The 22,286-nt window shown below is 74.6% G+C and carries 18 protein-coding genes; 5 read left to right on the top strand and 13 right to left on the bottom strand.

The window, feature by feature from the left end:
* Positions 1 to 231: 231 nt before the first annotated feature.
* Complete coding sequence (locus tag GR130_RS28505) at positions 232 to 1,062, top strand: class I SAM-dependent methyltransferase (protein ID WP_159510276.1); 831 nt, start codon at positions 232 to 234, stop codon at positions 1,060 to 1,062.
* 42 nt (positions 1,063 to 1,104) lie between these two features.
* On the opposite strand, the gene GR130_RS28500 is transcribed toward GR130_RS28505, so the two are convergent.
* The 3 genes from GR130_RS28500 to GR130_RS28490 form a co-directional block, all read right to left on the bottom strand.
* Positions 1,105 to 2,322, bottom strand: coding sequence for a globin domain-containing protein (locus tag GR130_RS28500; protein ID WP_159507363.1), 1,218 nt, complete (start codon positions 2,320 to 2,322; stop codon positions 1,105 to 1,107).
* Between the two features lie 151 nt (positions 2,323 to 2,473).
* On the bottom strand, positions 2,474 to 2,920 hold the full coding sequence (locus GR130_RS28495) for an RrF2 family transcriptional regulator (protein ID WP_159507362.1): 447 nt from the start codon (positions 2,918 to 2,920) through the stop codon (positions 2,474 to 2,476).
* A 213-nt stretch (positions 2,921 to 3,133) separates the two neighbouring features.
* Positions 3,134 to 3,943, bottom strand: coding sequence for an alpha/beta fold hydrolase (locus GR130_RS28490; protein WP_159507361.1), 810 nt, complete (start codon positions 3,941 to 3,943; stop codon positions 3,134 to 3,136).
* A 111-nt stretch (positions 3,944 to 4,054) separates the two neighbouring features.
* Here GR130_RS28490 and GR130_RS28485 point away from each other — a divergent pair, with 111 nt between their 5' ends.
* Positions 4,055 to 5,389, top strand: a complete 1,335-nt coding sequence (locus GR130_RS28485; protein WP_201305024.1) for an aminotransferase-like domain-containing protein — start codon at positions 4,055 to 4,057, stop codon at positions 5,387 to 5,389.
* Between the two features lie 116 nt (positions 5,390 to 5,505).
* Here the strand turns inward: GR130_RS28485 and GR130_RS28480 are convergent, their stop codons facing one another.
* From GR130_RS28480 to GR130_RS28460, 5 genes are all read right to left on the bottom strand, one after another.
* Positions 5,506 to 6,372: an AraC family transcriptional regulator gene (locus tag GR130_RS28480; RefSeq protein WP_159507359.1), complete on the bottom strand. Its 867-nt coding sequence runs from the start codon at positions 6,370 to 6,372 to the stop codon at positions 5,506 to 5,508.
* A gap of 106 nt (positions 6,373 to 6,478) precedes the next feature.
* Positions 6,479 to 7,504: a glutathione S-transferase family protein gene (locus tag GR130_RS28475; protein ID WP_159507358.1), complete on the bottom strand. Its 1,026-nt coding sequence runs from the start codon at positions 7,502 to 7,504 to the stop codon at positions 6,479 to 6,481.
* Between the two features lie 141 nt (positions 7,505 to 7,645).
* Entirely contained in the window at positions 7,646 to 8,689 is a 1,044-nt protein-coding gene (gene ligD / locus GR130_RS28470) for a non-homologous end-joining DNA ligase (protein ID WP_159507357.1), read from the bottom strand.
* Positions 8,655 to 11,009, bottom strand: coding sequence for an MMPL family transporter (locus GR130_RS28465; protein WP_159507356.1), 2,355 nt, complete (start codon positions 11,007 to 11,009; stop codon positions 8,655 to 8,657). The genes ligD and GR130_RS28465 overlap by 35 nt, the downstream gene beginning before the upstream one ends.
* 242 nt (positions 11,010 to 11,251) lie before the next feature.
* Positions 11,252 to 12,067 carry a polysaccharide deacetylase family protein gene (locus tag GR130_RS28460; protein ID WP_159507355.1) on the bottom strand — a complete coding sequence of 272 codons (816 nt, stop codon included), beginning with the start codon at positions 12,065 to 12,067 and terminating at the stop codon, positions 11,252 to 11,254.
* A gap of 176 nt (positions 12,068 to 12,243) precedes the next feature.
* Here GR130_RS28460 and GR130_RS28455 point away from each other — a divergent pair, with 176 nt between their 5' ends.
* Positions 12,244 to 14,196 (top strand): APC family permease, encoded by a 1,953-nt coding sequence (locus GR130_RS28455; RefSeq protein ID WP_159507354.1) that lies wholly within the window; start codon positions 12,244 to 12,246, stop codon positions 14,194 to 14,196.
* On the opposite strand, the gene GR130_RS28450 is transcribed toward GR130_RS28455, so the two are convergent.
* Positions 14,186 to 15,286, bottom strand: a complete 1,101-nt coding sequence (locus GR130_RS28450) for a calcium:proton antiporter (protein WP_159507353.1) — start codon at positions 15,284 to 15,286, stop codon at positions 14,186 to 14,188. The genes GR130_RS28455 and GR130_RS28450 overlap by 11 nt on opposite strands.
* 51 nt (positions 15,287 to 15,337) lie before the next feature.
* Positions 15,338 to 16,078 (bottom strand): hypothetical protein, encoded by a 741-nt coding sequence (locus GR130_RS28445; RefSeq protein ID WP_159507352.1) that lies wholly within the window; start codon positions 16,076 to 16,078, stop codon positions 15,338 to 15,340.
* 396 nt (positions 16,079 to 16,474) lie between these two features.
* On the opposite strand from GR130_RS28445, the gene GR130_RS28440 reads away from it, so the two are divergent.
* Complete coding sequence (locus GR130_RS28440) at positions 16,475 to 17,956, top strand: amidase (RefSeq protein WP_159507351.1); 1,482 nt, start codon at positions 16,475 to 16,477, stop codon at positions 17,954 to 17,956.
* Here the strand turns inward: GR130_RS28440 and GR130_RS28435 are convergent.
* From GR130_RS28435 to GR130_RS28425, 3 genes are all read right to left on the bottom strand, one after another.
* Positions 17,940 to 18,491, bottom strand: coding sequence for an isochorismatase family protein (locus tag GR130_RS28435; RefSeq protein ID WP_159507350.1), 552 nt, complete (start codon positions 18,489 to 18,491; stop codon positions 17,940 to 17,942). The genes GR130_RS28440 and GR130_RS28435 overlap by 17 nt on opposite strands.
* A 35-nt stretch (positions 18,492 to 18,526) precedes the next feature.
* Entirely contained in the window at positions 18,527 to 19,885 is a 1,359-nt protein-coding gene (locus GR130_RS28430) for an MFS transporter (RefSeq protein WP_159507349.1), read from the bottom strand.
* 97 nt (positions 19,886 to 19,982) lie between these two features.
* Entirely contained in the window at positions 19,983 to 20,414 is a 432-nt protein-coding gene (locus tag GR130_RS28425) for a MarR family winged helix-turn-helix transcriptional regulator (protein ID WP_159507348.1), read from the bottom strand.
* A 321-nt stretch (positions 20,415 to 20,735) separates the two neighbouring features.
* Here GR130_RS28425 and GR130_RS28420 point away from each other — a divergent pair, with 321 nt between their 5' ends.
* Positions 20,736 to 22,262 carry a hypothetical protein gene (locus GR130_RS28420; protein WP_159507347.1) on the top strand — a complete coding sequence of 509 codons (1,527 nt, stop codon included), beginning with the start codon at positions 20,736 to 20,738 and terminating at the stop codon, positions 22,260 to 22,262.
* Positions 22,263 to 22,286 lie beyond the last annotated feature (24 nt).

Here is a 22,286-nt window from a genome sequence, read left to right as displayed (position 1 = left end):
TCGATGTGACTGGAGGGTAAGGTCCGTTGCTTACCTCGGGTAACCCATCGGTAGGTTACGGGTGGGTAACGTCCGGGTGGGGGAGGGGTGTTCGCCGGGGCGGCGGGGGTCAGTGTGGAGGGTGTCGCGTTGCGGCGAGGGTCGGTCGAGGAGGCGTGCGAGGTGGTGGACGGGAGCCGGGTGGGCGGGGCGACCGGTGGGCACGAGGAGTCCGGCGTACGGGAGGGAGCCGTGGCGCAGACGCCGTTCGACGCGAGTGAGCGGCGGGCGTGGGCGGGACGGGCCGCGGCGTATGCGGACGGCTTCGGCAGGTTGTGCGCGTATACGGTTCCGCGGCTGCTGGACGCCGCCGGGGTGGATGCGGGCGCCCGGGTGCTGGACGTCGGCACCGGCACGGGGACGGTCGCCGCGGCGGCCGCCGCGCGCGGCGCGCGGGTGAGTGCCGTGGACGCCGAACCGGACATGGTGCGGTGCGCCGCACAGGCCGTTCCCGGGGCGGACGTCCGGGTCGCCGCACTACCCCGACTCCCCTTCCCGGACGGCGAGTTCCACTCCGTCGTCGGCAACTTCGTCCTCAACCACGTCGGCCGGCCCCGGGCCGCCCTCGCGGAACTGCGGCGGGTGACCCGGCCCGGCGGACGCGTCGCGCTGACGATCTGGGCCGCCCCCGCCGCACCGGGCCAGGCGCTGCTCGGCCGCGCCGTACGGGCCGCCGGGGTGAGCCGCCCGGCCGAACTGCCGGCCCTCGCACCCGAAGAGGACTTCCCGCGCACGGGGGAGGGGCTGGCCGGGCTGCTGCGCACGGCGGGGCGGCTGGCGGAGGTGCGCTGCGCCGCGCTGTCCTGGGAGCACCGCACGACGCCGGAGGAGTGGTGGCGCGGCCCGGCGGCCGGAGTGGCGACCATCGGCCAGGTCGTGATCAGTCGGGGAGCGGATGTCACCGAGCGGATCAGGCGTCAGTTCGCCGTGCTGGCCCGCGAGTTCACCGGACCGGACGGTGAACTTGTCCTGCCGCACACGGCACTGCTGGCGTCCGGGCGGGTGGCCGGGGCGGGGGCGTGACGCCCGGGCGCGGCGCGCGGCGCCCGCCCGGCACGGTGCCGCTCAGAGGCCCGGGTCGGGCCCGAAGACCTCGTAGTGGATGTCCGCTGGCCGCACGCCGGACGCCAGCAACTGGGCGCGGACGGCCTTCATGAAGGGGACCGGGCCACAGAGGTGGGCGGTGGTGCCTGCCGGGATGTCCAGCCGCGTCAGGTCCATCCGGCCGCCGTGTACGGTCACCGCCGGGGCCGGGCCGGGTGCCGCCGCGTCGGGCACGGCCCCCTCCTCGTACCAGAGTTCCGCCGTCGCACCGGTCAGCTTGCCGGTGAGCTGGACGAGTTCGGCGCGGAAGGCGTGGCTGTCCGGAGAGCGGTCCGCGTGTGCCGCGATGACGCGGCGCGGGGAGGCGTCGGCGGCCAGGTGGGCGAGCATGCCGATCACCGGCGTACAGCCGATGCCCGCGGAGGCCAGCAGGACCGGGCCCGGGCCGTCGTCCAGCACCACGTCACCGAAGGGCGCGCTCACCCGCAGCGTCTCGCCGACGTGGACGCGGTCGTGCAGATGGCCGGAGACCGCGCCGGCCGGTGAGCCGTCCGCTCCGGCGGCGACCCGCTTGACGGAGATCCGCAGCCCGCCGTCCGCCTGCCCCGACAGGCTGTACTGGCGTATCTGCCGGGCCCCGTCGGGGAGTTGCACCTGTACGGAGACGTACTGGCCGGGCCGGTGCGGCGGTACGGGCGCACCGTCGGCCGGGCGGAGGAAGAACGTCGCGACGTCCGCGGTCTCCTGGACCCGGCCGGCCACCCGGTATCTCCGCCACACCGCGCCGCCGACCGCGCCCGCCGCCGCGCACAGCCGTCTCTCGACGGCGATCAGGGCGTGCGCCATCAGCCAGTACACCTCGTCCCAGGCCGCGACGACCTCCTCGGTGGCCGCGTCGCCGAGCACCTCGGCGAGGGCCGCGAAGAGGTGCTCGTGCACGATCGGATACTGGTCCTCGCGCACCCCGAGCGAGGCGTGCTTGTGCGCGATCCGGGTCAGCAGGAGGTCCGGCCGGGTGTCCGGGTGCGCGAGCAGATGGCCGGCGAAGGCGGCGATGGATCCCGCGAGCGCCTGCTGCTGGCTGCCGACGGCCTGGTTGCCGCGGTTGAAGAGGTCGCGGAGCAGCTCGGGCCGGGCCGCGAACAGCTTCTCGTAGAAGAGCGGGGTGATCTCGCCGATGGCCGCCCCGACGGCGGGGAGGGTGGCGCGAACGGTGGCGGCGGACTTCGGGGAGAGCATGGGCGGGTCACTCCGGTTCTTCTTCGATCGATGCGGGCGAGGGTCGGGCGGGAAAGTGGCATGTGGGATGCGTATTTTTGGGCGTGGGGCGGTCGGGTGTGGGGCGCGATCGGGTGCGAGGGGGTGGGCGCTGGTGTGGGCTGGGCCCGGATCAGTCCGTGGCGCGGGGTGACAGGCTCAGCAGGAGCGGCCCCGTGGGGGCGCCGATCAGGTCCTCGATGGAGAGCGGGTCGAGCGCGGCGAAGAACGCCTCCTGTGCCGTGCGCAGGGCGCCCCGCAGGCGGCACCCGCCGCGCAGCGGGCAGGGCGGGTCGTCCTCGCAGCCGACGACGTCATCGGTCCCCTCCAGCGCGCGCACCAGGCGGCCGAGCGAGCCGGTCCGCCCCGCGGCGGTCAGCGTCAGTCCGCCGCCCCGGCCGCGGCGGGCCTCGACGGCGCCGAGGTGCTGGAGTCTGCTGACCACCTTGGCGGCGTGGGTGTACGGCACCTGGATGGCGCTCGCCACGTCGCGGGTGGTCGGGGCGTCCTCGGTGTCGTCCAGCACGGCCAGGCGCATGGCGATCCGCAGCGCGATGTCGGTGCTCTTGGTCAGTCGCACACCTGGACTATAGAGAAGTGGCATGTGAGATGCCAATTTTGGGTCGGTGGGGCGGCCTGTGGGGCGGCGCCCCGCGCGAGTCGCCGTTCCTGTCGGTCGGCGACAAGTGCGGGAGCCGGCGCCCGGTGACTGCGGGGGATTCGCGACGTGCGCCGAGGTGTGCGGGGCCCGGGGCGGGGTGTCGGCGACCGCCGGAATCTGCCTGACGTACCGTCAGGAAGACGTCGCGCGAAGGGATTCCAGGAACCGGGCGAGACCGGCGTTGAAGGCGTCCGGGCACTCCAGGTTCGGCATGTGGCCCGCGTCCTGAATGACGGTCAGGCTCGCCCCCGGCACCGATTCGTGGATGAGCCGCGCGTCCGCGACCGGGGTGAACGCGTCCTCCGCACCGACAACGACCCATGCCGGTACGGCGATCCGCGGCAGCAGGCCGGTGTAGTCCGGGCGCTCGGCGCGGCCGTACAGTGCGGCGGCGGCGCCCTCGGGGGAGGTGGTGCGCATCATGTCCAGGACGTGCTCGGCGACCGCCGGCTGCCGCGCGATGGTGTGCGGGGAGATCATCTTCGGCAGTACCTCCCGGGCGTAGTCGTCCATGCCGTCTTCGAGGAGGCGGGCGGCGGTCCGGTGGCGCACCGCCCTGCCCTCGTCCGTGTCGGCGAGGGCGAAGGTGTCGGCGAAGACCACCGCCCGGATCCGGTCGGGGAGCAGTCGGCAGAACTCCATGACGATCTGCCCTCCCATGGACAGCCCGCCGAGAACGCACCGCTCGATCCCCAAGTGGTCCAGGAGAGCGGCGATATCGCGGACGTGGGTATCCAGCGGGGTCTTTCCCGGGACGACGGTGCTGTCGCCGTAGCCGCGGAGGTCGGGGGCGATCACCCGCCATCCGGCGCGGCTGAAGTGGTCGATCTGGGGCCGCCACATGGAGCGGTTGAAGGGGTGCCCGTGGACGAGCACCAGCGGATTGCCGCCGCCCTCGTCCTCGTAGGCGACCGCTATCTCTCCGGAGTGGACCGATCCCATGGGATCTCCCTTCGTGCGCTGCGCTGGAGTTGACGGCTCGATGCTATAGGGGGCAATGTCTCGGCACAATGTTCACAATGTGCTCGGTGCAATAGAGGAGGAAGCGTGCCGGTGGAGGACTTTCGCGCGATCGCCGACGGCCTGGCGGCGGACATCGCCGCCGGCCGTCTCGGCCCGGGAGAACGGCTGCCGCCGCTGCGGCGGTTCGCCCGCGACCGGCGGATCGCCCCGTCGACCGCGGCGCGGGTCTACCGGGAGTTGGGGCGGCGCGGGCTGACCGTGGGCGAGGTGGGGCGCGGCACCTTCGTGCGTACCGCCGTGCCGCCGGCCGAGCCCGCACTGGCCGAGCCGGGCGGCCACCGGGTCGACCTGGAGCTGAACTTCCCGCTGCTGCCGGACCAGTCCGCGCTGCTCGCGAAGAGCCTGGCGCATCTGGTGCACCGGAGCGACGCCCTGGCCGAGGCGCTGCGGCCGGTCGGCGCGGCCGGTACGGCTGCCGCGCGGCAGGCCGCCGCCGGGCATCTCGCCCGCGGCGACTGGGCGCCCGACCCGCGGCGGCTGCTTTTCGCGGGCAACGGCCGGCAGGCCATCGCCGCCGCCGTCGCCGCGCTGGTGCCGCCCGGCGGCCGCCTCGGCGTCGAACCGCTCACCTTCCCCGTCGTCAAGGGCATCGCGGCCCGCCTCGGCGTCACCCTCGTCCCGCTGGCGATGGACGAGCACGGCGTGACCCCCGACGCGCTGCGCGCCGCCGCGCCGCTGCGCGCCGTCTACCTCCAGCCCGCGCTGCACAACCCCCTCGGCATCACGATGCCCACCCACCGGAGGGAGGAACTCGCCGCGCTGCTACGTGAGTTGGACATCCATGCCATCGAGGACGCCATCTACGGATTCCTCCGCGCCGACCTGCCACCGCTCGCCGCCCTGGCGCCGGAACGCACCGTCCTCCTCGACAGTCTCTCCAAGCGCCTCGCCCCCGGACTCACGCTCGGATTCCTGGTGCCGCCGTCGGGCGCCGCCCCGCCCGACTTCGCCGGGGCCCTGCGCTCCGGCGCCTGGACGGCCACCGGCTTCGCGCTGGACGCCGCCACCCGCTGGCTGGGCGACGGCACCGCCGCCGCCGTCGAGCAGGCGAAACGCGCCGACGCCGCGGCCCGCCAGCACCTCGCCGCCGAGCGCCTCGCGGGCTTCCGGCTGCGCGCCGACCCGCACGCCTACCACTGCTGGTGGGAGCTCCCGGACCCCTGGCGCGCCGACACCTTCGTCGCCGCCGCGGCTCGCCGCGGCATCGCGGTCACCCCGTCGGGCGCCTTCACTGTCGGCACCGGGCACGCGCCCAACGCGGTACGGCTGGCGCTGGCCTCCCCGCCTCTCGACGTACTGGCCGAGGCGCTGGACGTCCTGGCGGAACTGGGCCGCGGCACGGCGGAGGCCGGTGGCGCCGAGTAGCCGAATCCCTGAACAGACATCAATGTTCTTTTTCGGAGGTCGAGTTGAGGGGTGTGCGGGGCCCGACGGCCGCCGCACACCCCTCCTTTTTTCTCACCGGTCCCCCGGCCGCCGGCTCACGCCGCGGTGCGCTCCACCGGTATCCACAGCTCGGCGGTCGCCGCCGACCCGTCCGGTGCCGTACGGGTCCGCAGGATCTCCGGGCCCGGCCGGCTGCGGTACGGGTTCGACGGGAACCACTGGGTGAACACGTCCCGCCACAGCTCCTGGAGAGCCTCCGGGTACGGTCCGGTGTTCTCGAAGACGGCCCAGGTGCCCGCCGGGACGGTCAGGGAGTCCAGGTCGTCCGGAACCTGAGCACTCGTCACCACCGCGTGGTAGTAGTCGAGTTCGGTTCCCTCCGCGCGGCTCGGGTCGAGATCGTCGCAGACCGAGAGGATCCCCTCCGGCTGCTGGTCCGACAGGGCCTGGATGCGCCGCAGCGTCTCCTGGCCGATGCCCTTGATCATCGCGGCGATGGCCGGATTCTCCCCCTCGTGCACGAGCGGCACCCGGGCCTTCTGCCCGGCCACCCGGAACTCCTCCTTCTCCATGACGCGGTACTGCATGCTGCTGCTCCCTTCGACGATGAGACGGAAGGCCATCCGTGGCTGGGAGCGCAGTGCCGCACCGGTCCGCCGGGCCTCGCCCGGACCCACGCCGTGCACGGCGCGGAACGCGCGGGCGAACGCCTCGCCCGATCCGTAGCCGTACCGCACCGCGACGTCCAGCAGTGTCCGCTCGCCGGCGAGCACCTCGGCACCCGCGACGGTCAGCCGCCGGCGCCGTACGTATTCCGACAGCGGGATCCCGGCCAGTGCGGAGAACATCCTGCGGAAGTGGTACTCCGACGTCATGGCGATCCGCGCCAGTTCGGCCACCTCGATCTGCTGGTCGAGGTGACGCTCGATGTGCTCCATGGCCTGATTCAGCCGCTCCAGCACCTCGGTCTCCTTCCCTTGTGCCCCTCACGCTAAGGAAGGCCCACCCTGCCGGACCCGACATTCCGTGCCCGCCCCGGTCGGGTGCCCCGGCCCCGGAAGGAGCCGGTCAGGGGCGCCCCGCAGGAGGCACCGCCTCGGCCGGCGGGACCGGTTCGGGCGGGGTGCCGTCGCCGAACGGCCGGCCGCCCAGCTCCTCGCGGTGGTGCGGGGCCGGCCAGCCCGCCAGGTCGGGGCCGAGGGGCACGATGCCGGTCGGGTTGATGCCGGTGTGCACCCGGTAGTAGTGCTGCTTGATGTGGTGGAAGTCGACCGTGTCGCCGAAGCCGGGCGTCTGGAAGAGGTCCCTGGCGTACGCCCACAGGACCGGGTCCTCGGCCAGTTTGAAGCGGTTGCACTTGAAGTGGCCGTGGTAGACGGCGTCGAACCGCACCAGGGTGGTGAACAGGCGGATATCGGCCTCGGTGACGGTGTCGCCGACCAGGTAGCGCCGGTCGGCCAGCCGCGCGGAGAGGAGGTCCAGCCGCCGGAAGACATCGCCGCAGGCTTCGTCGTAGTCGCTCTGCCCGGTGGCGAAACCGGCCCGGTACACCCCGTTGTTGAGGTCCCGGTAGACCTCCTCCATCACCTCGTCGATCTCCGCGCGCAGCGCCTCCGGGTAGAGGTCGGGCGCGCCGGGCCGGTGCAGCGCCCGCCACTCGGTCGCGAAGTCCAGCGTGATCTGCCGGTAGTCGTTGGTGACCAGCTTCCCGCTGGGGATGTCGACGACGGCGGGGACGCTGACCCCGCCCGGATAGCCGGTCTCGCGGGCGTCGTACGCCTCACCGAGGAAGCGGATGCCGAGCACCGGGTCCCGGTCGTCCGGGTCCAGGGTGAAGCGCCAACCGCGGTCGTCCTGCAGGGGGTCGGCGATGGCGAGCGACAGTGCGTCCTCCAGGCCGAGCAGCCGCCGGGAGATCACCGCCCGGCTCGCCCAGGGGCAGGCGCGGCTGACCACGAGGCGGTAGCGGCCGGCCGCCACGGGCCAGCCGTCGCGGCCGTCGGCCGTGATGCGGTCGGTGAAATGGCTCCGGGAGCGCTGGAAGGGCCGGGCGCCCGGGGCGGAGTCGCCGGCGGCGGGACCGGGGTCGGGCATGGTGGCTTCTTTCGTCCGCGGGCGGCGTCGGGGCGGGGTCGGGGCGGGGTCGGGGCAGGGTCCCGAAGATCCTTCCCGGGCCGCCGCGGGCATCCCGCCGCATCAGCCGCCCGGCGGACGCCGGCCGCCCTTCGCCGCCGCTCAGCCCAGGCGCGTCAGATCGGGCCGCAGCCGGTGCCAGATCGGATGCCGGACCCGGTCTGCCGAGGTCCAGCCCGTGATGCTGATCTCGGCCACCAGCCGGGGCTCCACCCAGTGGACGCCCGGCAGGTCCACCGGGTTGCGGAACGGCGAGCGGTCGAGCGGAATCACCCCCAGGTACTGCGCGAGTTCCCGGCGCTCCCGGTCGGACAGGCCCGACCCCACGGAGCCGACGTACCGCAGCCCCGCCGGCTCCGGCAGGCCCGCCACCACCGACCCGGGGAGGCCGGTGAGCACTCCGTGGCCCTCCGTCCAGCCGCCGATGACGATGTCCAGCGTCTCCAGGTGCTTGGTCTTGCGCCAGTCGGGGGACCGCACCCCGGGGACGTAGCGGGACGTCAGCCGCTTCGCCATGACGCCCTCGTGGCCGCCGCGCAGCGCCGCCTCCCACGCCTGCTGGCCGCGGCCCTCCACGTAGGCCGGCACCGACCAGTTGGGGCCGCCGAGCCGCAGCCCGGACAGCACCGCCCGGCGCTCGTGGTAAGGGAAGTCCACCAGCCAGCCGCCCAGATACATCAGGTCGAAGAGGATGAGCTGAACGGGGAGCTCCATCGCCAGCCGGGCCGTGCGGCGCGGGTTCACCACGCCCATCCGGCGTTGCAGCAGCCCGAAGTCGGGCCGGCCGCCGGCGTCGAGCACCACCACCTCGCCGTCGAGCACCGCGGGCCGCCCGCGCAGCTGCTCGCCGAGCGGGCCCAGCTCCGGGTACGTCAGGGTCGCGTCGTTGCCGGCCCGGGTGACCAGCCGGACCGTCCCGTCGCCCGGGGTGTTCACGACGCACCGCGCCCCGTCCCACTTGGCCTCGAACGCCCACTCCGGCTGCTCGTGCTCGGCGGGCAGCGGCCCGAGGGTGGCCAGCATCGGCTGGATCACGGGGTACCCGGGATACGTGGGGTCTACGGGATACGGGGACGCGGCCGCGCTCTCGGGGTCGTGCGGGTGGTCGGGCTCATCGGCGAAGCCGCGTCCGGCGGTCGGGGCCATAGTTCGATGATCGGGGGCCGGGGCGGTCCGCGCAGGGCGGAGCCGCCGCGGCCCGGCGGGCCCGGCGCGGGGCGCGGGGCGCCTGCCCCTCGGCGTCCACGTACGGCAGCACCCGGTCCAGCCACCAGGGCGTCCACCAGGCCCGCGGCCCCAGCAGCGCCAGCAGCGCGGGCACCAGCAGCAGCCGCACCACCGTCGCGTCGATCAGCACGCTCACCGCCAGGCCCAGGCCGAGCATCTTCACCACGATGTTGTCGCTGAGGAGGAACGCGGCGAAGAGGCTCACCATGATCAGCGCGGCGCAGGTGATCACCCGGGCGGTGGTCTCCAGGGCGTGCGTGACGCTCGCCCGGGAATCCGCCGTCCGCAGCCAGTTCTCGTGGACCCGGGACAGCAGGAAGATCTCGTAGTCCATACTCAGCCCGAAGACGATCGCGAACATCATCATCGGCACGTAGCCCTCGATCGGCACGGTGCCCGAGACGCCCAGCGCCGGACCGCCCCAGCCCCACTGGAAGACGGCCACCACCACCCCGTACGAGGCGGCGATCGACAGGATGTTGAGCACCGCGGCCTTCACCGCGACCAGCACGCCGCGGAAGACGATCAGGAGGATCAGGAAGGCGAGGGCGACGACCACGGCGATGATCAGCGGGAGCCGGCCGGCCACGCTGTCCAGGAAGTCCACCTGGCCCGCCGTCGTGCCGGTGACATAGCCGTACGCGTCGTAGCCGCGCACCGCCTCCGGGAGGACGGTGTGCACCAGGCGGTGGACCAGCGTGGTGGTGCCGGGCTGCTGCGGGCCCTGGGCGGGGTACGCGGTCGCGGTCAGCGCCGCGCCGTCCGGGGTGGGCCGCAGGGGGGTGACCGCGGCGGCGCCCGGGACCCCGGCGAGAACCTGCTGGGCCTGCTCCGCCAGTGCCGGGCGGTCCGCCTGCTGCACCTCGCTCCGGTCGATGACCAGCGTCAGCGGCCCCGTCGAGCCGGGCCCGAACGCCGACGACATCAGATCGAAGGCCCGTCGGTCGGTGAAGGACACCGGGTCGGCGCCGTCGCCGATGTGCCCCAGCCGCATCGAGAAGAGCGGTACGGCCAGCACCGCGACGACGAACACGCCGCCCACCAGGTACCACCACGGCCGGCGGGCCACCCGCTGCGCGTACCGGCGCCGCCCGCCCGGTGCCGCGCCGTCCGGCGCGGGGTGCGCCTCCGCGACGGGCCGGCGGACAGGGAACCGGTCGATCCCGCGGCCGAGCAGTCCGAGCAGCGCGGGGACCAGGGTGAGCGCGCCGAGGACCGCGGTGACCACGGTGATCGCCGCGGCCATGCCCAGCTTCCCGACGAAGCCGACGCCCGAGACGGACAGGCCGGTCAGCGCGATGACGACGGTGACGCCGGACACCAGGACCGCCCGGCCGCTGCCGGCCACCGCCCGGCCCGCGGCGACCTCCGGGGCGGCGCCGTCCATGAGGTGCTGCCGGTGACGGGTGATCAGAAGGAGGGCGTAGTCGATCCCGACGCCGAGGCCGATCATCGTGGCCAGGGTGGGGGAGACGGTGGCGAAGGTGAACGCGGCGGCCAGCAGCCCCAGGCAGCCCAGCCCGCAGACCACGCCGATCAGCGCGGTCAGCAGCGGCAACCCGGCGGCCAGCACGCTCCCGAACCCGGCGAGCAGCACCAGGACCGCCACCGCGAACCCGATCGCCTCGCTGAGCCGGTCGTCGGTCCGCGGCCGGGCCAGCTCGCCCAGCGACCCGCCGTACTCCACCTGCACTCCGGCGGCGCGCAGCGGTGCCACGGCCCGGTCCACGCCGGCGAGGTACTCCGGCCCGAGGGTGACCGGCGGGACCCGGAACCGCACCGCGAGGTAGCCGGTCCGGCCGTCGGCGGACAGCGGCCCGGTGTTCGGCGTCCCCGGCGCCGGCGGCTTCGGCGGGGAGCCGGGCGGCGGCAGCGGGCTCTGTGCCGCCAGGACGTCCGGCAGCCGCCCCAGGTCGGTGACCGCGTCGGCGATCTGCCCGCCGACCGCGGCCAGCGGCTGCGTGCGGTCGTGCAGCACCACCTGGCCGGTGTAGCCGCCGGCCTCCGGATCGTGCCGGGCCAGGACGTCCCGCCCCTGGCTCGACTGCACACCGGGCAGGGAGAAGTCGTCGGAGTACTCCCCGCCGAACGTCCGCTGGAGCACCTGCACCCCGGCCAGCGCCACCAGCCACAGCACCAGGACCGCGACGGCATGCCGGGCGCACCACTCCCCGATGCGCCGCAGTGCTCCCTCGGGCCGCCGGCTGCCCGGCCCGCTCGGTGAGTTCGGCAACGACATGCCTGCATTCAAGGCAGGTTTCGCCGGGGCGGCATGCGGGGGGAGCGAGACGGGTGGTTCCGCCGGCGCGGCGGGAGGGGGGAAGCCCCGGCCGGACGGGGGAACCCGGCCGGGGCGATCGTGGGGGCGCGCTGCCACCCGAGGGGCGCGCTGCCGATTGAACGATAAACCACTGGCCCGGCATCCGGTGCGCGGGGTGACGGCTCTCACCTCCGCCCGGCCGGGCGGCCGGGCGGAGGTCGTCAGGGCGAGATCCGTACCGGCCGGAAGCCCCCGTCCAGCAGCTGCGGCAGATACCAGTCCAGGGCCTGGACGGTCTCGATGCGGTTGCCGCCGCCGTCGTGGGACAGCACGATCGCGCCGGGCCGCAGCTCGTCCACGACCGTGTCGGCGATGCTCTCGGGCCCCGGGCGGGTCCAGTCCCGGGAGTCGACCGACCAGCCGACGGGGGACATGCCCAGGTCGTCGCAGATGTCGAGGGAGGTCTGGTCCCAGTCGCCGTACGGGGCGCGGGCGAGCCGGGGGGCGGTGCCGACGACCTCCTCGATCAGGGCGCTGGTGCGGCCCAGCTCGGTCCGGACGCGGCCGGGCGGGAGGGCGGTGAGCTGCGGGTGGGTCCAGGTGTGGTTGCCGATGGCGTGGCCCTCGTCGGCGATGAAGTGCAGCAGATCGGGGAACTCCACGGCGTGTTCGCCGACGACGAAGAAGGTGGCCCGGGTTCCGTGGCGGCGCAGCGCCTCCAGGATCTCCGGGGTGTAGCGGGGGTCGGGGCCGTCGTCGAAGGTGAGCGCGATCTGTCCGGCGCGGGCCGGGACGGTGCGGGCGACATCGGCGTGCGGCGGTGAGGCGCCGGGCCCGGAGCGGGAGGTCTCGCCGGCCAGGGGGCGCAGCCGGGACGTGTCCGGTGGGGCGGAGCCCGGCGCGGCGGCGGGCGGCCGGCCGCGGGTCTGCGGGCCGGGGCCGGCGGGCGGAACGTCGTCGTCCGGGGAGAGCAGCACGCGGGCGGTGGCGAGGGTGCCGATCACGACGGCGGTGCGCAGGAGCAGGCGCCGCGTCATGGCGGGGTGATCGGACGTCACCCCCCATGGGCTCTCACGGGCCCGCGGCCGGCGGGCGGAGCGACACCGTGCGGCGCCGCTTCCGTACCCGTTCGGCTCGCAGGGCCGGGGGTTTGGCGTACCGCGTCGGAGTGGGAGGGGAGTGGCCGCTCCGCCGGACCTTAGTTTGTCCGGCTATGAGGCACCTGATCAGGCCGAAGCGGATCATGGTGGGCCGCCCGCTGGACAGCGCGCGGCTCGGCGAGACCCTGCTGCCCAAGCGGCTGGCGCTGCCGGTCTTCTGCAGCGACCCGCTGTCCTCGGTCGCCTATGCCACCGAGGAGCTGCTGCTGGTCGTGGGCCTCGGCGGGGTCGCGCTGCTGCACCTGGCCTGGTACGCGGCGGCGGCCATCGTCGTCGTCCTCGCGGTGGTCGTCGCCTCGTACCGGCAGACCTGCTACGCGTATCCGGGCGGCGGCGGTGCCTACGTCGTCAGCGCGCGGAACCTGGGGCGGAACGCGGCGCTCACCGCGGCCAGTGCGCTGCTGGTCGACTACGTGCTGACGGTGGCCGTCTCGGTGGTGTCCGGGGTCGCCGCGATCACGTCGGCGATTCCGGAACTGGGCGGGCACGACGTGGCGTTGTCGGTGGGTTTCGTGAGCCTGCTGGCGCTGATGAACCTGCGCGGGGTCCGCGAATCCGGGCGGATCTTCGCGGTCCCGACGTACGGGTTCGTCTGCTCCGTGTACCTGATGTTCGCGTTCGCCGCGGTGCGCATGGCCACCGGCGCCACCCCGCGTGCGGAGTCGGCGGACCTGCCGCTGCACACCGCGTCCGCCTACTCCGGGGCGGCGCTGGTGCTGCTCGGGATGCGGGCGTTCGCGTCCGGGTGCACGGCGCTGACCGGGGTCGAGGCGATCAGCAACGGGGTGCCCGCGTTCCGCCGGCCGAAGAGCCGGAACGCCGCCACCACGCTGCTCGTCATGGGCTTCTTCTCCATCACCATGTTCGCCGGCATCACCTTTCTCGCGATGGTGTACCAGGTCCATGTGGCGGCGGATCCCACCGTGTTGGGGCTGCCGCCGCACACCCCGACCGCCACCGCCCTCGCGCAGATCGGACGGGCCAGCTTCGGCGGTGCGCACAGCCTCTTCTACCTGCTCCAGGCGTTCACCGCCGGGGTGCTGATCCTGGCCGCGAACACCGCCTTCAACGGATTTCCGATGCTGGCGTCGATCCTCGCCGCGGACAGCTATCTGCCGCGCCAGCTGCACAACCGCGGGGACCGGCTGGTCTTCTCCAACGGCGTGATCCTGCTGGCGCTGGCCGCCATCGGGCTGATCGTCCTGTTCCGGGCGGAGCTGACGCGCCTGATCCAGCTCTACATCATCGGCGTCTTCGTCTCGTTCACGCTGTCCCAGACCGGGATGGTGCGGCACTGGCGCGGTCTGCTCGCCGGGCCCGGACTGCGGCGGCCGGTACGCCTGCGCTACCGGCGGTCGCAGGCGATCAACGCGGTCGGCGCGCTGCTGACCGGGGTGGTGCTGGTCATCGTCCTGATCACCAAGTTCACCCACGGCGCCTGGATCGTCGCGATCGCCATGCCGCTGCTGTTCCTGGCGATGCGCGGGGTGCACGAGCACTACCGGCGGGTCGCCGGGGAACTGGCGGTCGCGCCGGACGCACGCCCCTGGGAGCCGGCCGGGAACCACGTGGTGGTGCTGGTGTCCGCCCTGCACGCCCCGACGCTCAAGGCCCTCGGCTACGCCCGCGCGCTGCGGCCCACCTCGCTGTACGCGCTGACCGTCGCGGTCGACCCCCGGGATGTGCAGGGGCTGCGCGAGCAGTGGGACGCCCATGACATCGACGTGGCGCTCCAGGTCCTCAGCTCGCCCTACCGCGACTTCACCCGCCCGGTGATCGACTACGTCACGGACGTCGGCGCACGCAATCCCGGCGGCGCGCTCACCGTCGTGATCCCGGAGTACATCGTGGGTCACTGGTGGGAGCACCTGCTGCACAACCAGAGCGCACTGCGGCTCAAGGCCCGGCTGCTGTTCACGCCCGGGGTGACGGTGGTCAACGTCCCCTACCGGCTGTCGTCGAGCCGGGCTCCGCGATCGCGCCGGGACGGGCGGGTCACGGGCTGACCGCCAGCACGATGTACGCGGCCAGCAGCGCCAGGTGGACACCGGCCTGGAGCGGCGTGGCCCGCCCGGGGACCACGGTCAGGGTGCCGACGACCACCGTGAGCGCGAGCAGCACCATATGGCTGGCGCCCAGGCCCAGCACCAGCGGTCCGGGCAGCCAGACGCTGGCCAGCGCCACCGCCGGGATGGTCAGGCCGATGCTCGCCATCGCCGAGCCGAGGCCGAGGTTGAGGCTGGTCTGCACCCGGTCGCGGCGGGCCGCGCGAGCCGCCGCGATGGTCTCCGGGAGCAGCACCAGCAGCGCGATCACGATGCCGACGACGGAGGACGGCAGCCCCGCCGCGATCACCGCCGACTCGATGGCCGGGGACTCCGCCTTGGCCAGCCCCACCACGGCGATCAGCGCCAGCGCCAGCAGCCCCAGGCTGAGCAGTGCGCCGCGGGCGGTGGGCGGCTCGGCGTGGTCCTCGGTGTCGATCACCTCGCCGGCGGTGGTCACCGGCAGGAAGTAGTCCCGGTGCCGGACCGTCTGGGTGGCCACGAAGAGGCCGTACAGCGCCAGCGCGGCGAGCGCCGCGAAGACCAGCTGCGGAGGGGAGAACCGCGGGCCCGGCGCCGTGGTGGTGAAGGTCGGCAGGACCAGGCTGAGGCCGGCCACCGTCGCGACCGTGGCCAGTGCGGCGCCGGTGCCCTCGGAGTTGAAGACCGCCACCTTGCGCCGGAGCGAGCCGACGAGCAGCGACAGCCCCACGATGCCGTTGCAGGTGATCATCACGGCCGCGAAGACCGTGTCGCGGGCCAGCGCGGCGCTCTTGTCGCCGCCGTCCACCATCAACGTGACGATCAGCGCCACCTCGATGACGGTCACCGCCACCGCCAGCACCAGCGACCCGAACGGCTCGCCCACCCGGTGCGCGATCACCTCCGCGTGGTGCACCGCGGCCAGCACCGCCCCGGCCAGGAACGGCGACACCAGCACCACCAGCGTGACCGAAAGCGACCGCCCCCAGGTCAGCGCCAGCAGCACCACCGCCGCGACCGGCAGCACACCGGCCCAGTGCGGGACGGCCGAGCGGAGACGGGCGATCATGCCTCCGAGCTTCGCAGAGAAGCCCGGTGGCCGCCCGTCGGTGCACCGGGCTCAGGCCGCCGCCCGGTGCTGCCCCTTCAGCTCCGCCGGGGCGATCGCGGCCTTGGTGACGTCGGCGACCAGCTCGACGACATCGGGCCCGTACGCCTGTGAGTTGACCACCTTCAGCAGCAGGCAGAACTGGCCGCCGGCGCCGTACTTGCGGGCCAGCCGGGCCCGGTTGCGGACCAGGTGGCGGACCGCGGCCCGGTGGGTGACCGGGCGCTGCCCGGCCGCCAGGAACACCGGGCGGTCGCCCTCCCCGGCCGTGAGCCGGGCCAGCAGGACGTACTCCACCGCGCCCGGCTCCATCCGGTACGCCGTACCGCCGACGGTGAACGTGCCGCGGCCGGCGCCGGCCGCGTCGCCCGGGTGCACCGTGACTCCGGGCAGCAGATTGGACATGTGGGCGGCGAGGCGGCGGTGCGCGGTCGGGTCGCCGACGCAGAACTCGGTGCGCGCGCCGAAGCCCTGGAGACCGGTGTCGTGCGGGGCCACTTCGGGGTGCGCACCGCAGTTCTCCACCACCGAGGCCAGGCCGAGCAGCGCCAGCGCGTCGTGCCGCGGGATGCTCCATTGGGCCGAGGAGCTGTCCCGGTGCGTGACCAGGACGCATTCCGACCCCTCCGGCAGCCCGAAGAAGCTCTGTTCGCGGACCAGCTTCCGGCGGGTCAGCGCCGATTGCACGGCCCAGCCGGCGCCGAGCCCCACGAGGAGGGCCACGGTCGCCGTAAGCAGCAGGGTGTCGTCCATGGCGGGCGAGCGTAGCCGCTGACCGGGTGTGCGTTCGAGGCAGGCGGCCGGGATGGCGGGTATTGCCTGAAATGCCCGCTGTCCGCGCGGGGTTGTCGCGCGCGGTCTCCGGCCCTGGCCGCTGCCGCCGCCCCGCGCCGCCCGCCGCCCGCTTCATACCGAAGAAGCCCGATCCAGCCCGTATGTACCGGGAGTTGGCCGGGCACCCCGAGCCGTGCCCCCGTGCGCGACACCGGGCCGGAATCCCGTAACGCCCGCGGCACACGACGGGCCCGTGTGTGCCGTCCGTGTGTCGTCGACGTGCCGCGCCGCGCGTGTCGTTGCCGGCCTCTGCGGCGCCGATTAGCCTCCTGGATCCGTTCGTTCGAACGAACGGTCCCAGGGAGGGCACGCAGCGTGAGCGTTGACGAGAGTCAGGATCGCCCGAGACGCCCAGAACGCCGTATCCGCCGGACGGCCGGGGAACTGGACGGGCAGTGGGAAGGGCTCGCCGAACAGGCGCAGGCGCTGGCCGGCGGCCAGGTCGCCGCCACCGCACTGGTACAGCGCTGCCTGGAGCGGATCGCGGCCACCCAGGACACCGTCAACGCCTTCCGGCGGGTCCGGGCCGAGGCGGCGCTCGACGAGGCCGCGGCGGCCGACCGCAGACTGGCCGCCGGCGAGCGGCTGCCGCTGCTCGGGGTGCCGGTCGCGGTCAAGGACGACACGGACGTGGCGGGCGAGCCGACCGCGTTCGGCTGCGCCGGGCTGTTCCCGCCCAAGGAGCGCGACTCCGAGGTCGTCCGGCGGCTGCGCGCGGCCGGCGCGGTCATCGTCGGCAAGACCAACGCCTGCGAACTGGGCCAGTGGCCGTTCACCGAGGGCCCGGCCTTCGGCGACACCCGCAACCCCTGGAGCCTCGCGCACACCCCCGGCGGTTCCTCCGGCGGCTCGGCCGCCGCGGTCGCCGCCGGGCTGGTGCCGGCCGCCCTCGGCACCGACGGCGCCGGCTCCGTGCGCATCCCCGCCGCCTGGTCCCACCTCGTCGGCATCAAGCCCCAGCGCGGCCGGATCTCGACCTGGCCGGAGGCCGAGGCGTTCCAGGGCATCACCGGCATCGGACCGCTGGCCCGTACGGTCGAGGACGCGGCGCTGCTGCTGGACGTGGCCAGCGGCAACCACGCCGGCGACCTGCACCGGCCGCCGGCCATCGCGGCCCGCGAGGCGGCCGGCCGCGACCCCGGGCGGCTGCGCATCGCGCTCTCCTGGAAGGCCGCCGCCACCTTCACCCGCAAACCGCTGCACCCCGACGTCCGGGCGGCGGTGACCTCGCTGGCCCACACGCTGGCCGGGCTCGGCCACTTCGTCGAGGAGGCCGAACCGGACTACGGGCTCGTCGGCCTCGCCTTCGTGCCGCGCGCCACGGCCGGCGTCGGCGAATGGGCGGCCCGGGTCCCCGACCCCCGGCTGCTGGACCGCCGCACACGGGAGGCGGCGCGACTGGGCCGGCTGCTCGGCGGGCCTGTACTGCGCCGGGCGCGCGCCGCCGAGAGCCGCCAACAGCAGCGCATCGGCGCCCTGTTCGGCCCCTACGACGTACTGCTGACGCCGACCACCGCCACCCCGCCGCCGCGCGTCGGCACCCTCGCCAAGCTCAGCGGCTGGCGCACCGACCGGGCGATGATCGCGGCCTGCCCGTACGCCTGGCCGTGGAACGTCCTCGGCTGGCCGGGCGTCAGCGTCCCGGCCGGCTTCAGCGCGGACGGGCTGCCGCTGGGCGGCCAGCTCCTCGGCCCGGCCCATGCCGAGCCGCGGCTGATCTCGCTGGCCGCCCAACTCCAGGACGCGCTCCGGTGGCAGGACCGGCGGCCCGGCGACGGGCTCAGCCCAGGAGCGTGAGGATCGCGTCCGTGGTGCCGGTCTCGCCCAGCCGTGGGAAGATCTTCTCCAGGCTGTTGTGGTGCGCCGCCTCGTCCAGGTCGGTCACCGCGTCGGTGGCGACGGTGACGTGGTAGCCGTGTTCGTGCGCGGCACGGGCGCTGGACTCCACGCCGATGCTGGTGGCGATCCCGGCGAACACGATCTGGGTCACCCCGCGGCGGCGCAGCTCCAGGTCCAGGGCGGTGCCGTGGAAGGCGCCCCACTGCTGCTTGGTGACGGTGACGTCGCCCGGCTGCCGGTCGATCTCCTCGACCAGTTCGGCCCAGTCGGCGGGCGGTGTGCGGCCGCCGGCCGCGGACTCCGTACGGCCCGGCGCGCCGCCGGTGACGTTCACCAGCACGACCGGCAGCCCGCGCTCGCGGAACGCCGCGGCCAGCCGGGCGCCGCGCGCGACGATCTCGTCGGCGGGGTGGACGGTGGGCAGCGCGACGATGCCCTTCTGAAGGTCGATCAGGACGAGTGCGGTCCGCGGGTCGAGAGTGGTGACGGGCATGGATACTCCTGTGGGGGCGGTGAGTTGACGGTTGGTCAGGTAGTGGCTCGTGTCGGTCCGGTGCGCAGCGAGCGGTCGGCCAGGGTGAGGGCCAGCAGCAGCACGGCGAGGACCGCACCGGCCAGCGCGATGCCGTGCAGCCCGGAGTCCGTGGCGCGCTGTCCGTACAGCAGCCCGATGAGGCTGGAGGAGGAGATCGCGCCGAGGTACTGGGCGGTGCGCTGGAGTCCGGCGGCGGCGCCCACGCCGTCGGCCGGGGCCTGGGCATAGACGGCGGCCTGATTGCCGGTGGAGGCCAGGCCCTGCGGGATGCCGAAGAGCGCCCCGGCGACGAGCAGTACGGCCACCGGGCTGCCGCCGTCCAGCATCACGAGGACCGTGCTGCCGAGGGCGAGGAAGGCCGCGGCGACGGTCAGCGGGGCGCGGATGCCCTTCGTGCGGGCGCCGGCGAGCGAGCAGACCGCGGCGGCGCCGGACATCGGCAGCATGATCAGCCCGGCGTGGAACGACGTGAAGCCGTGCGCCTGCTCCAGCCACTGGCTGTAGCCGTAGAGCACGCAGTAGATGACGAGATACGCCAGCCCGTGCCGGAGGTAGGTGAGCACCAGCGCGCGGTTGCGGGCCAGCATCCGCAGATCGAGGAACGGCTCCGGGTGGCGCAGCTCCCACCACACCAGGGCGGCGGTGAGGGCGGCGGTCGGCGCGAGCAGCGGCCAGCGCGGTGCGTCCAGCCGCAGCAGGAAGAACATCGCGCAGGTCAGGGCGCCGGCGAAGAGCGCGATGCCGAGCGGGTCGAGGGAGCCCCCGTCCGACCCCGTGCCGTCCGCGGCGCGGGCCGTGTGCCGGGTCTCCCGGTCGGGCGGCAGCCAGGCGAGCGCACCGGCCAGTGCCAGCAGCGCCAGCGGGACGTTGACGGCGAAGACCGCCCGCCAGCCCCAGGTCGCGGCCAGCAGCCCGCCGAGGGTGGGGCCGACGGCGGCGCTGGCCAGCGCCGCGAGCGAGATCCGGCCGAGGACCGACCGGGGCGCGGGCCGCCCCACCCGGCGCGACTCGGCGCGCAGCATCGCCATCGCGGCCGGATAGGCCGCGGCGGTGCCGATGCCGAGGACGACGCGGGAGACGATCAGCAGCGTGAAGGTGGGCGCCAGCGCCCCGATGAGGCCGGCGGCGACCACCGCCACCGCGCCGGCGGCGAACACCCGGCGCGGTCCGACGCGGTCGGCGAGCCGCCCCAGCGACGGCTGGCCGACCGCGCTGGCGAGGTACATCGCGGAGATCAGCCAGGCGGTGTCGGCGGCCCCGACACGGAAGTCCTGGCCGATGGCCACCAGTGCGGTGGCGATCATCGTCGAGTTGACGGGGTTGAGGAGGGACCCCAGCAGCAGCGGGGTCATCAGCCGGGCGCCGAAGCCCGGGTCGGGGGAGGGGCGGCGGCTCGGCCGGCAACCGCCCGGCCGCTGCGGCCGGGGGCTCTGGGGGCTTCGGGGGCGCTCACGGCCGGATCAGCCGCCGTATGAGTGCGGTCGCCGCCTCCAGGGTCTGCTGCTCGTCGGCGCTCAGCCGGTCGGCGATGGCCACGGCCAGCCAGTTGTTCTTGGCCTGCCGTACCTCGGCGAGTACCCGGTGGCCGTGGTCGGTGAGGGAGAAGACGACCTGGCGCCCGTCCGTGGGATGCGGGCTGCGGGCGAGGATCCCGCTGTCCTCCAGCGCGCCGACGGTCACCCGCATCGACTGCGGGCGCACCAGCTCGGCGCGGGCCAGCGCGGCGATCGTGGAGGGCCCCTCGGAGTCGATGAGGGCGATGACCGCGCGCTGGGTGGGCGTGAGGGCGCCCTGCGGCGACGCGGCGCGCAGCTGGCGCATCAGCAGCGACACCGTCGCGCCGAGGTCGGTCGCCAGACGTTCCTGGTCCTTGTTCGGCATACTGCGACCCTAGAATCTCGACAGAGAAACTTGCAAGTTTCTCTGTCGAGTTTTGCCGGTACTTTTTCGTACGCGGTCGTACGCGGTCGTACGCGGCTGTGTGCGGACGTCATACGCCGCCCCGCGCCGCCGTGTGCGGTCGCCGTGCGCCGCCGCGCGATACCCGCGTGCCCCGCCATACGGCTCCGTGGTCCAGTCGTTCCCCGCCCTGTGCGGATTCCGAAAAGCTCCCGTAGCACGCTCGTCACCGTTCCGGAAACATGCCGGGTGTCGAATGCGGGCAGGCCGGAGAAGTCCGGTCCGCAGGGGGAGAGGCACGCCATGACGGTTACTCAACTCCGAAACCCCACGGAGGAGTTCGCCCGATTCCTGACCGATCTCGGGCGGCTGCTCGACCCGGCCTCCGGCTGGTACGGGGTCTTCGGGCAACGCGATCCGGAGGGCCTGCGGGCCTGTCTGGAGGGGCGGGAGGTGCCGCACTGGGACGTGGTGGAGTCCCTGCTGCACGACCTGGCCGCGCAGCACGGGGACGCGGCGGTGCGCACCATGGGCCCGCGCGCCCGGCGGCTGTACGCCCGCGCGGTCGCCGGCCACGACGCCCAGCCGGGCGGCCGGCCCGCGCTCCGCGACCGGCTGGAGGTGATGGTCCACGAGCAGCGGCAGGCGGCGGCGCGTGCCCGCGAACTCCGCACCGCCGCACGGTTCGCCCAGGACCCCGCGGAGGGCGAGCGGCTCTCCCGTGAACTGGCCTGGGCCCAGGACGACCACCTCCGGGCGGGCGCCCGGGTGCGCGAACTGCGGGCGCGGCTGGCGGCGCTGGAGGAAGCGGGGCAGGGTGCGGGCGCCGCGACCCCCGAGGGCGACGCGCCCGCCGCCGCGGACGACGCCCCGGCACGTGGTGGCGGCGGCCCCGTCCCAGAAGGCGAAACCCGCGCCGCGGAGGCGGCGTCCCCGGCCCCTGACGGCGACGCCGCCCGTACGGCCACACTCCCCGCCCGTATGGCCAAGCTCCCGGCCCCTGACGGCGACGCCTCCGCCCGTAAGTCCAAACTCTCGGCCCGTAAGGCCAAGGCCGCCGGCCGCCCGCGGGGAGCGCGTTTCGCCGGGCTGGAGGTGGTGGACGACGCCGCGCCCGCAGGTGACCGGACGCCGCCCGACGTGCCGGCGGCGGTGCCAGCCGCAGCCGGCACGGCCCCGCGCGGTGCCCGCTTCGCCGGGGCGTACGCCGCCCCGGACAACGGGCAGGGAAGCGGGTCGGGTGACGGGCCGGACGACGGACCCGGCGAGGCCGCGGCGGGCGGTGCGGCCGATCCCGAGGTGCGCCGCCGCGCCGCCAGTACCGCGTACCGCCTGGCCCGCCACCGGCCGCCCGGCGAGGACGGCCCGGCGTACGTCGAGATCTGCGCCGCCGCAGCGCGTCCCGCAGCCGAACTCCCCTTCCTGCTCGGCGAATTGGAGAGTGCCGGGCTGGCCTGCGACATCCCCACCCTGCTCTGGGAAGTGGCCTGCCTGCCGCCCGACGGGCTGGCCGCGGCGACCGCCGCACTGGTCGCCGCGGGCCGCACCGCCGACGCTGCCGCGCTGCTCCGGCAGAGCCTGGCCCGCCCCGTGGCCGAGGTGGCCCGGACCGCGCTGGCGCTGCTCGACCGGAGGCGTCCGGAGCAGGCCGGCGAACTGCTGGCCGCGCTGGTCCGGGCCCGTACGCCCGAGGACGCGGCGGCGCTGGCCGCCGCCGACCCGGTCACCCTCGGGCCGCTCCTCCTGGAGGCCGCCCGGACCGTCTCCCCCTCCCGGCACAGCGATGTCGCGCACGCCCTGCGCGCCGCCGGCCACCCGGCGCCGCGCTGAGCGCCCGGCGGACGCGCCGCGCTG

Source organism: Streptomyces sp. GS7, from assembly GCF_009834125.1.
In the GTDB taxonomy this organism is placed as follows: domain Bacteria; phylum Actinomycetota; class Actinomycetes; order Streptomycetales; family Streptomycetaceae; genus Streptomyces.
Note: the sequence above shows the minus strand (reverse complement) of the source record. Positions and strands in the feature narration are given on the sequence as shown.

Excerpts from the sequence above, each read along its gene's own strand:
- GR130_RS28500 (WP_159507363.1), bottom strand. The coding sequence starts at position 2,322 with ATGCTCTCCCCGAAGTCCGCCGCCACCGTTCGCGCCACCCTCCCCGCC.
- GR130_RS28490 (WP_159507361.1), bottom strand. The coding sequence starts at position 3,943 with ATGGGATCGGTCCACTCCGGAGAGATAGCGGTCGCCTACGAGGACGAG.
- GR130_RS28475 (WP_159507358.1), bottom strand. The coding sequence starts at position 7,504 with ATGCCCGACCCCGGTCCCGCCGCCGGCGACTCCGCCCCGGGCGCCCGG.
- ligD (WP_159507357.1), bottom strand. The coding sequence starts at position 8,689 with ATGGCCCCGACCGCCGGACGCGGCTTCGCCGATGAGCCCGACCACCCG.
- GR130_RS28465 (WP_159507356.1), bottom strand. The coding sequence starts at position 11,009 with ATGTCGTTGCCGAACTCACCGAGCGGGCCGGGCAGCCGGCGGCCCGAG.
- GR130_RS28460 (WP_159507355.1), bottom strand. The coding sequence starts at position 12,067 with ATGACGCGGCGCCTGCTCCTGCGCACCGCCGTCGTGATCGGCACCCTC.
- GR130_RS28455 (WP_159507354.1), top strand. The coding sequence starts at position 12,244 with ATGAGGCACCTGATCAGGCCGAAGCGGATCATGGTGGGCCGCCCGCTG.
- GR130_RS28450 (WP_159507353.1), bottom strand. The coding sequence starts at position 15,286 with ATGATCGCCCGTCTCCGCTCGGCCGTCCCGCACTGGGCCGGTGTGCTG.
- GR130_RS28445 (WP_159507352.1), bottom strand. The coding sequence starts at position 16,078 with ATGGACGACACCCTGCTGCTTACGGCGACCGTGGCCCTCCTCGTGGGG.
- GR130_RS28435 (WP_159507350.1), bottom strand. The coding sequence starts at position 18,491 with ATGCCCGTCACCACTCTCGACCCGCGGACCGCACTCGTCCTGATCGAC.
- GR130_RS28430 (WP_159507349.1), bottom strand. The coding sequence starts at position 19,885 with ATGACCCCGCTGCTGCTGGGGTCCCTCCTCAACCCCGTCAACTCGACG.
- GR130_RS28425 (WP_159507348.1), bottom strand. The coding sequence starts at position 20,414 with ATGCCGAACAAGGACCAGGAACGTCTGGCGACCGACCTCGGCGCGACG.
- GR130_RS28420 (WP_159507347.1), top strand. The coding sequence starts at position 20,736 with ATGACGGTTACTCAACTCCGAAACCCCACGGAGGAGTTCGCCCGATTC.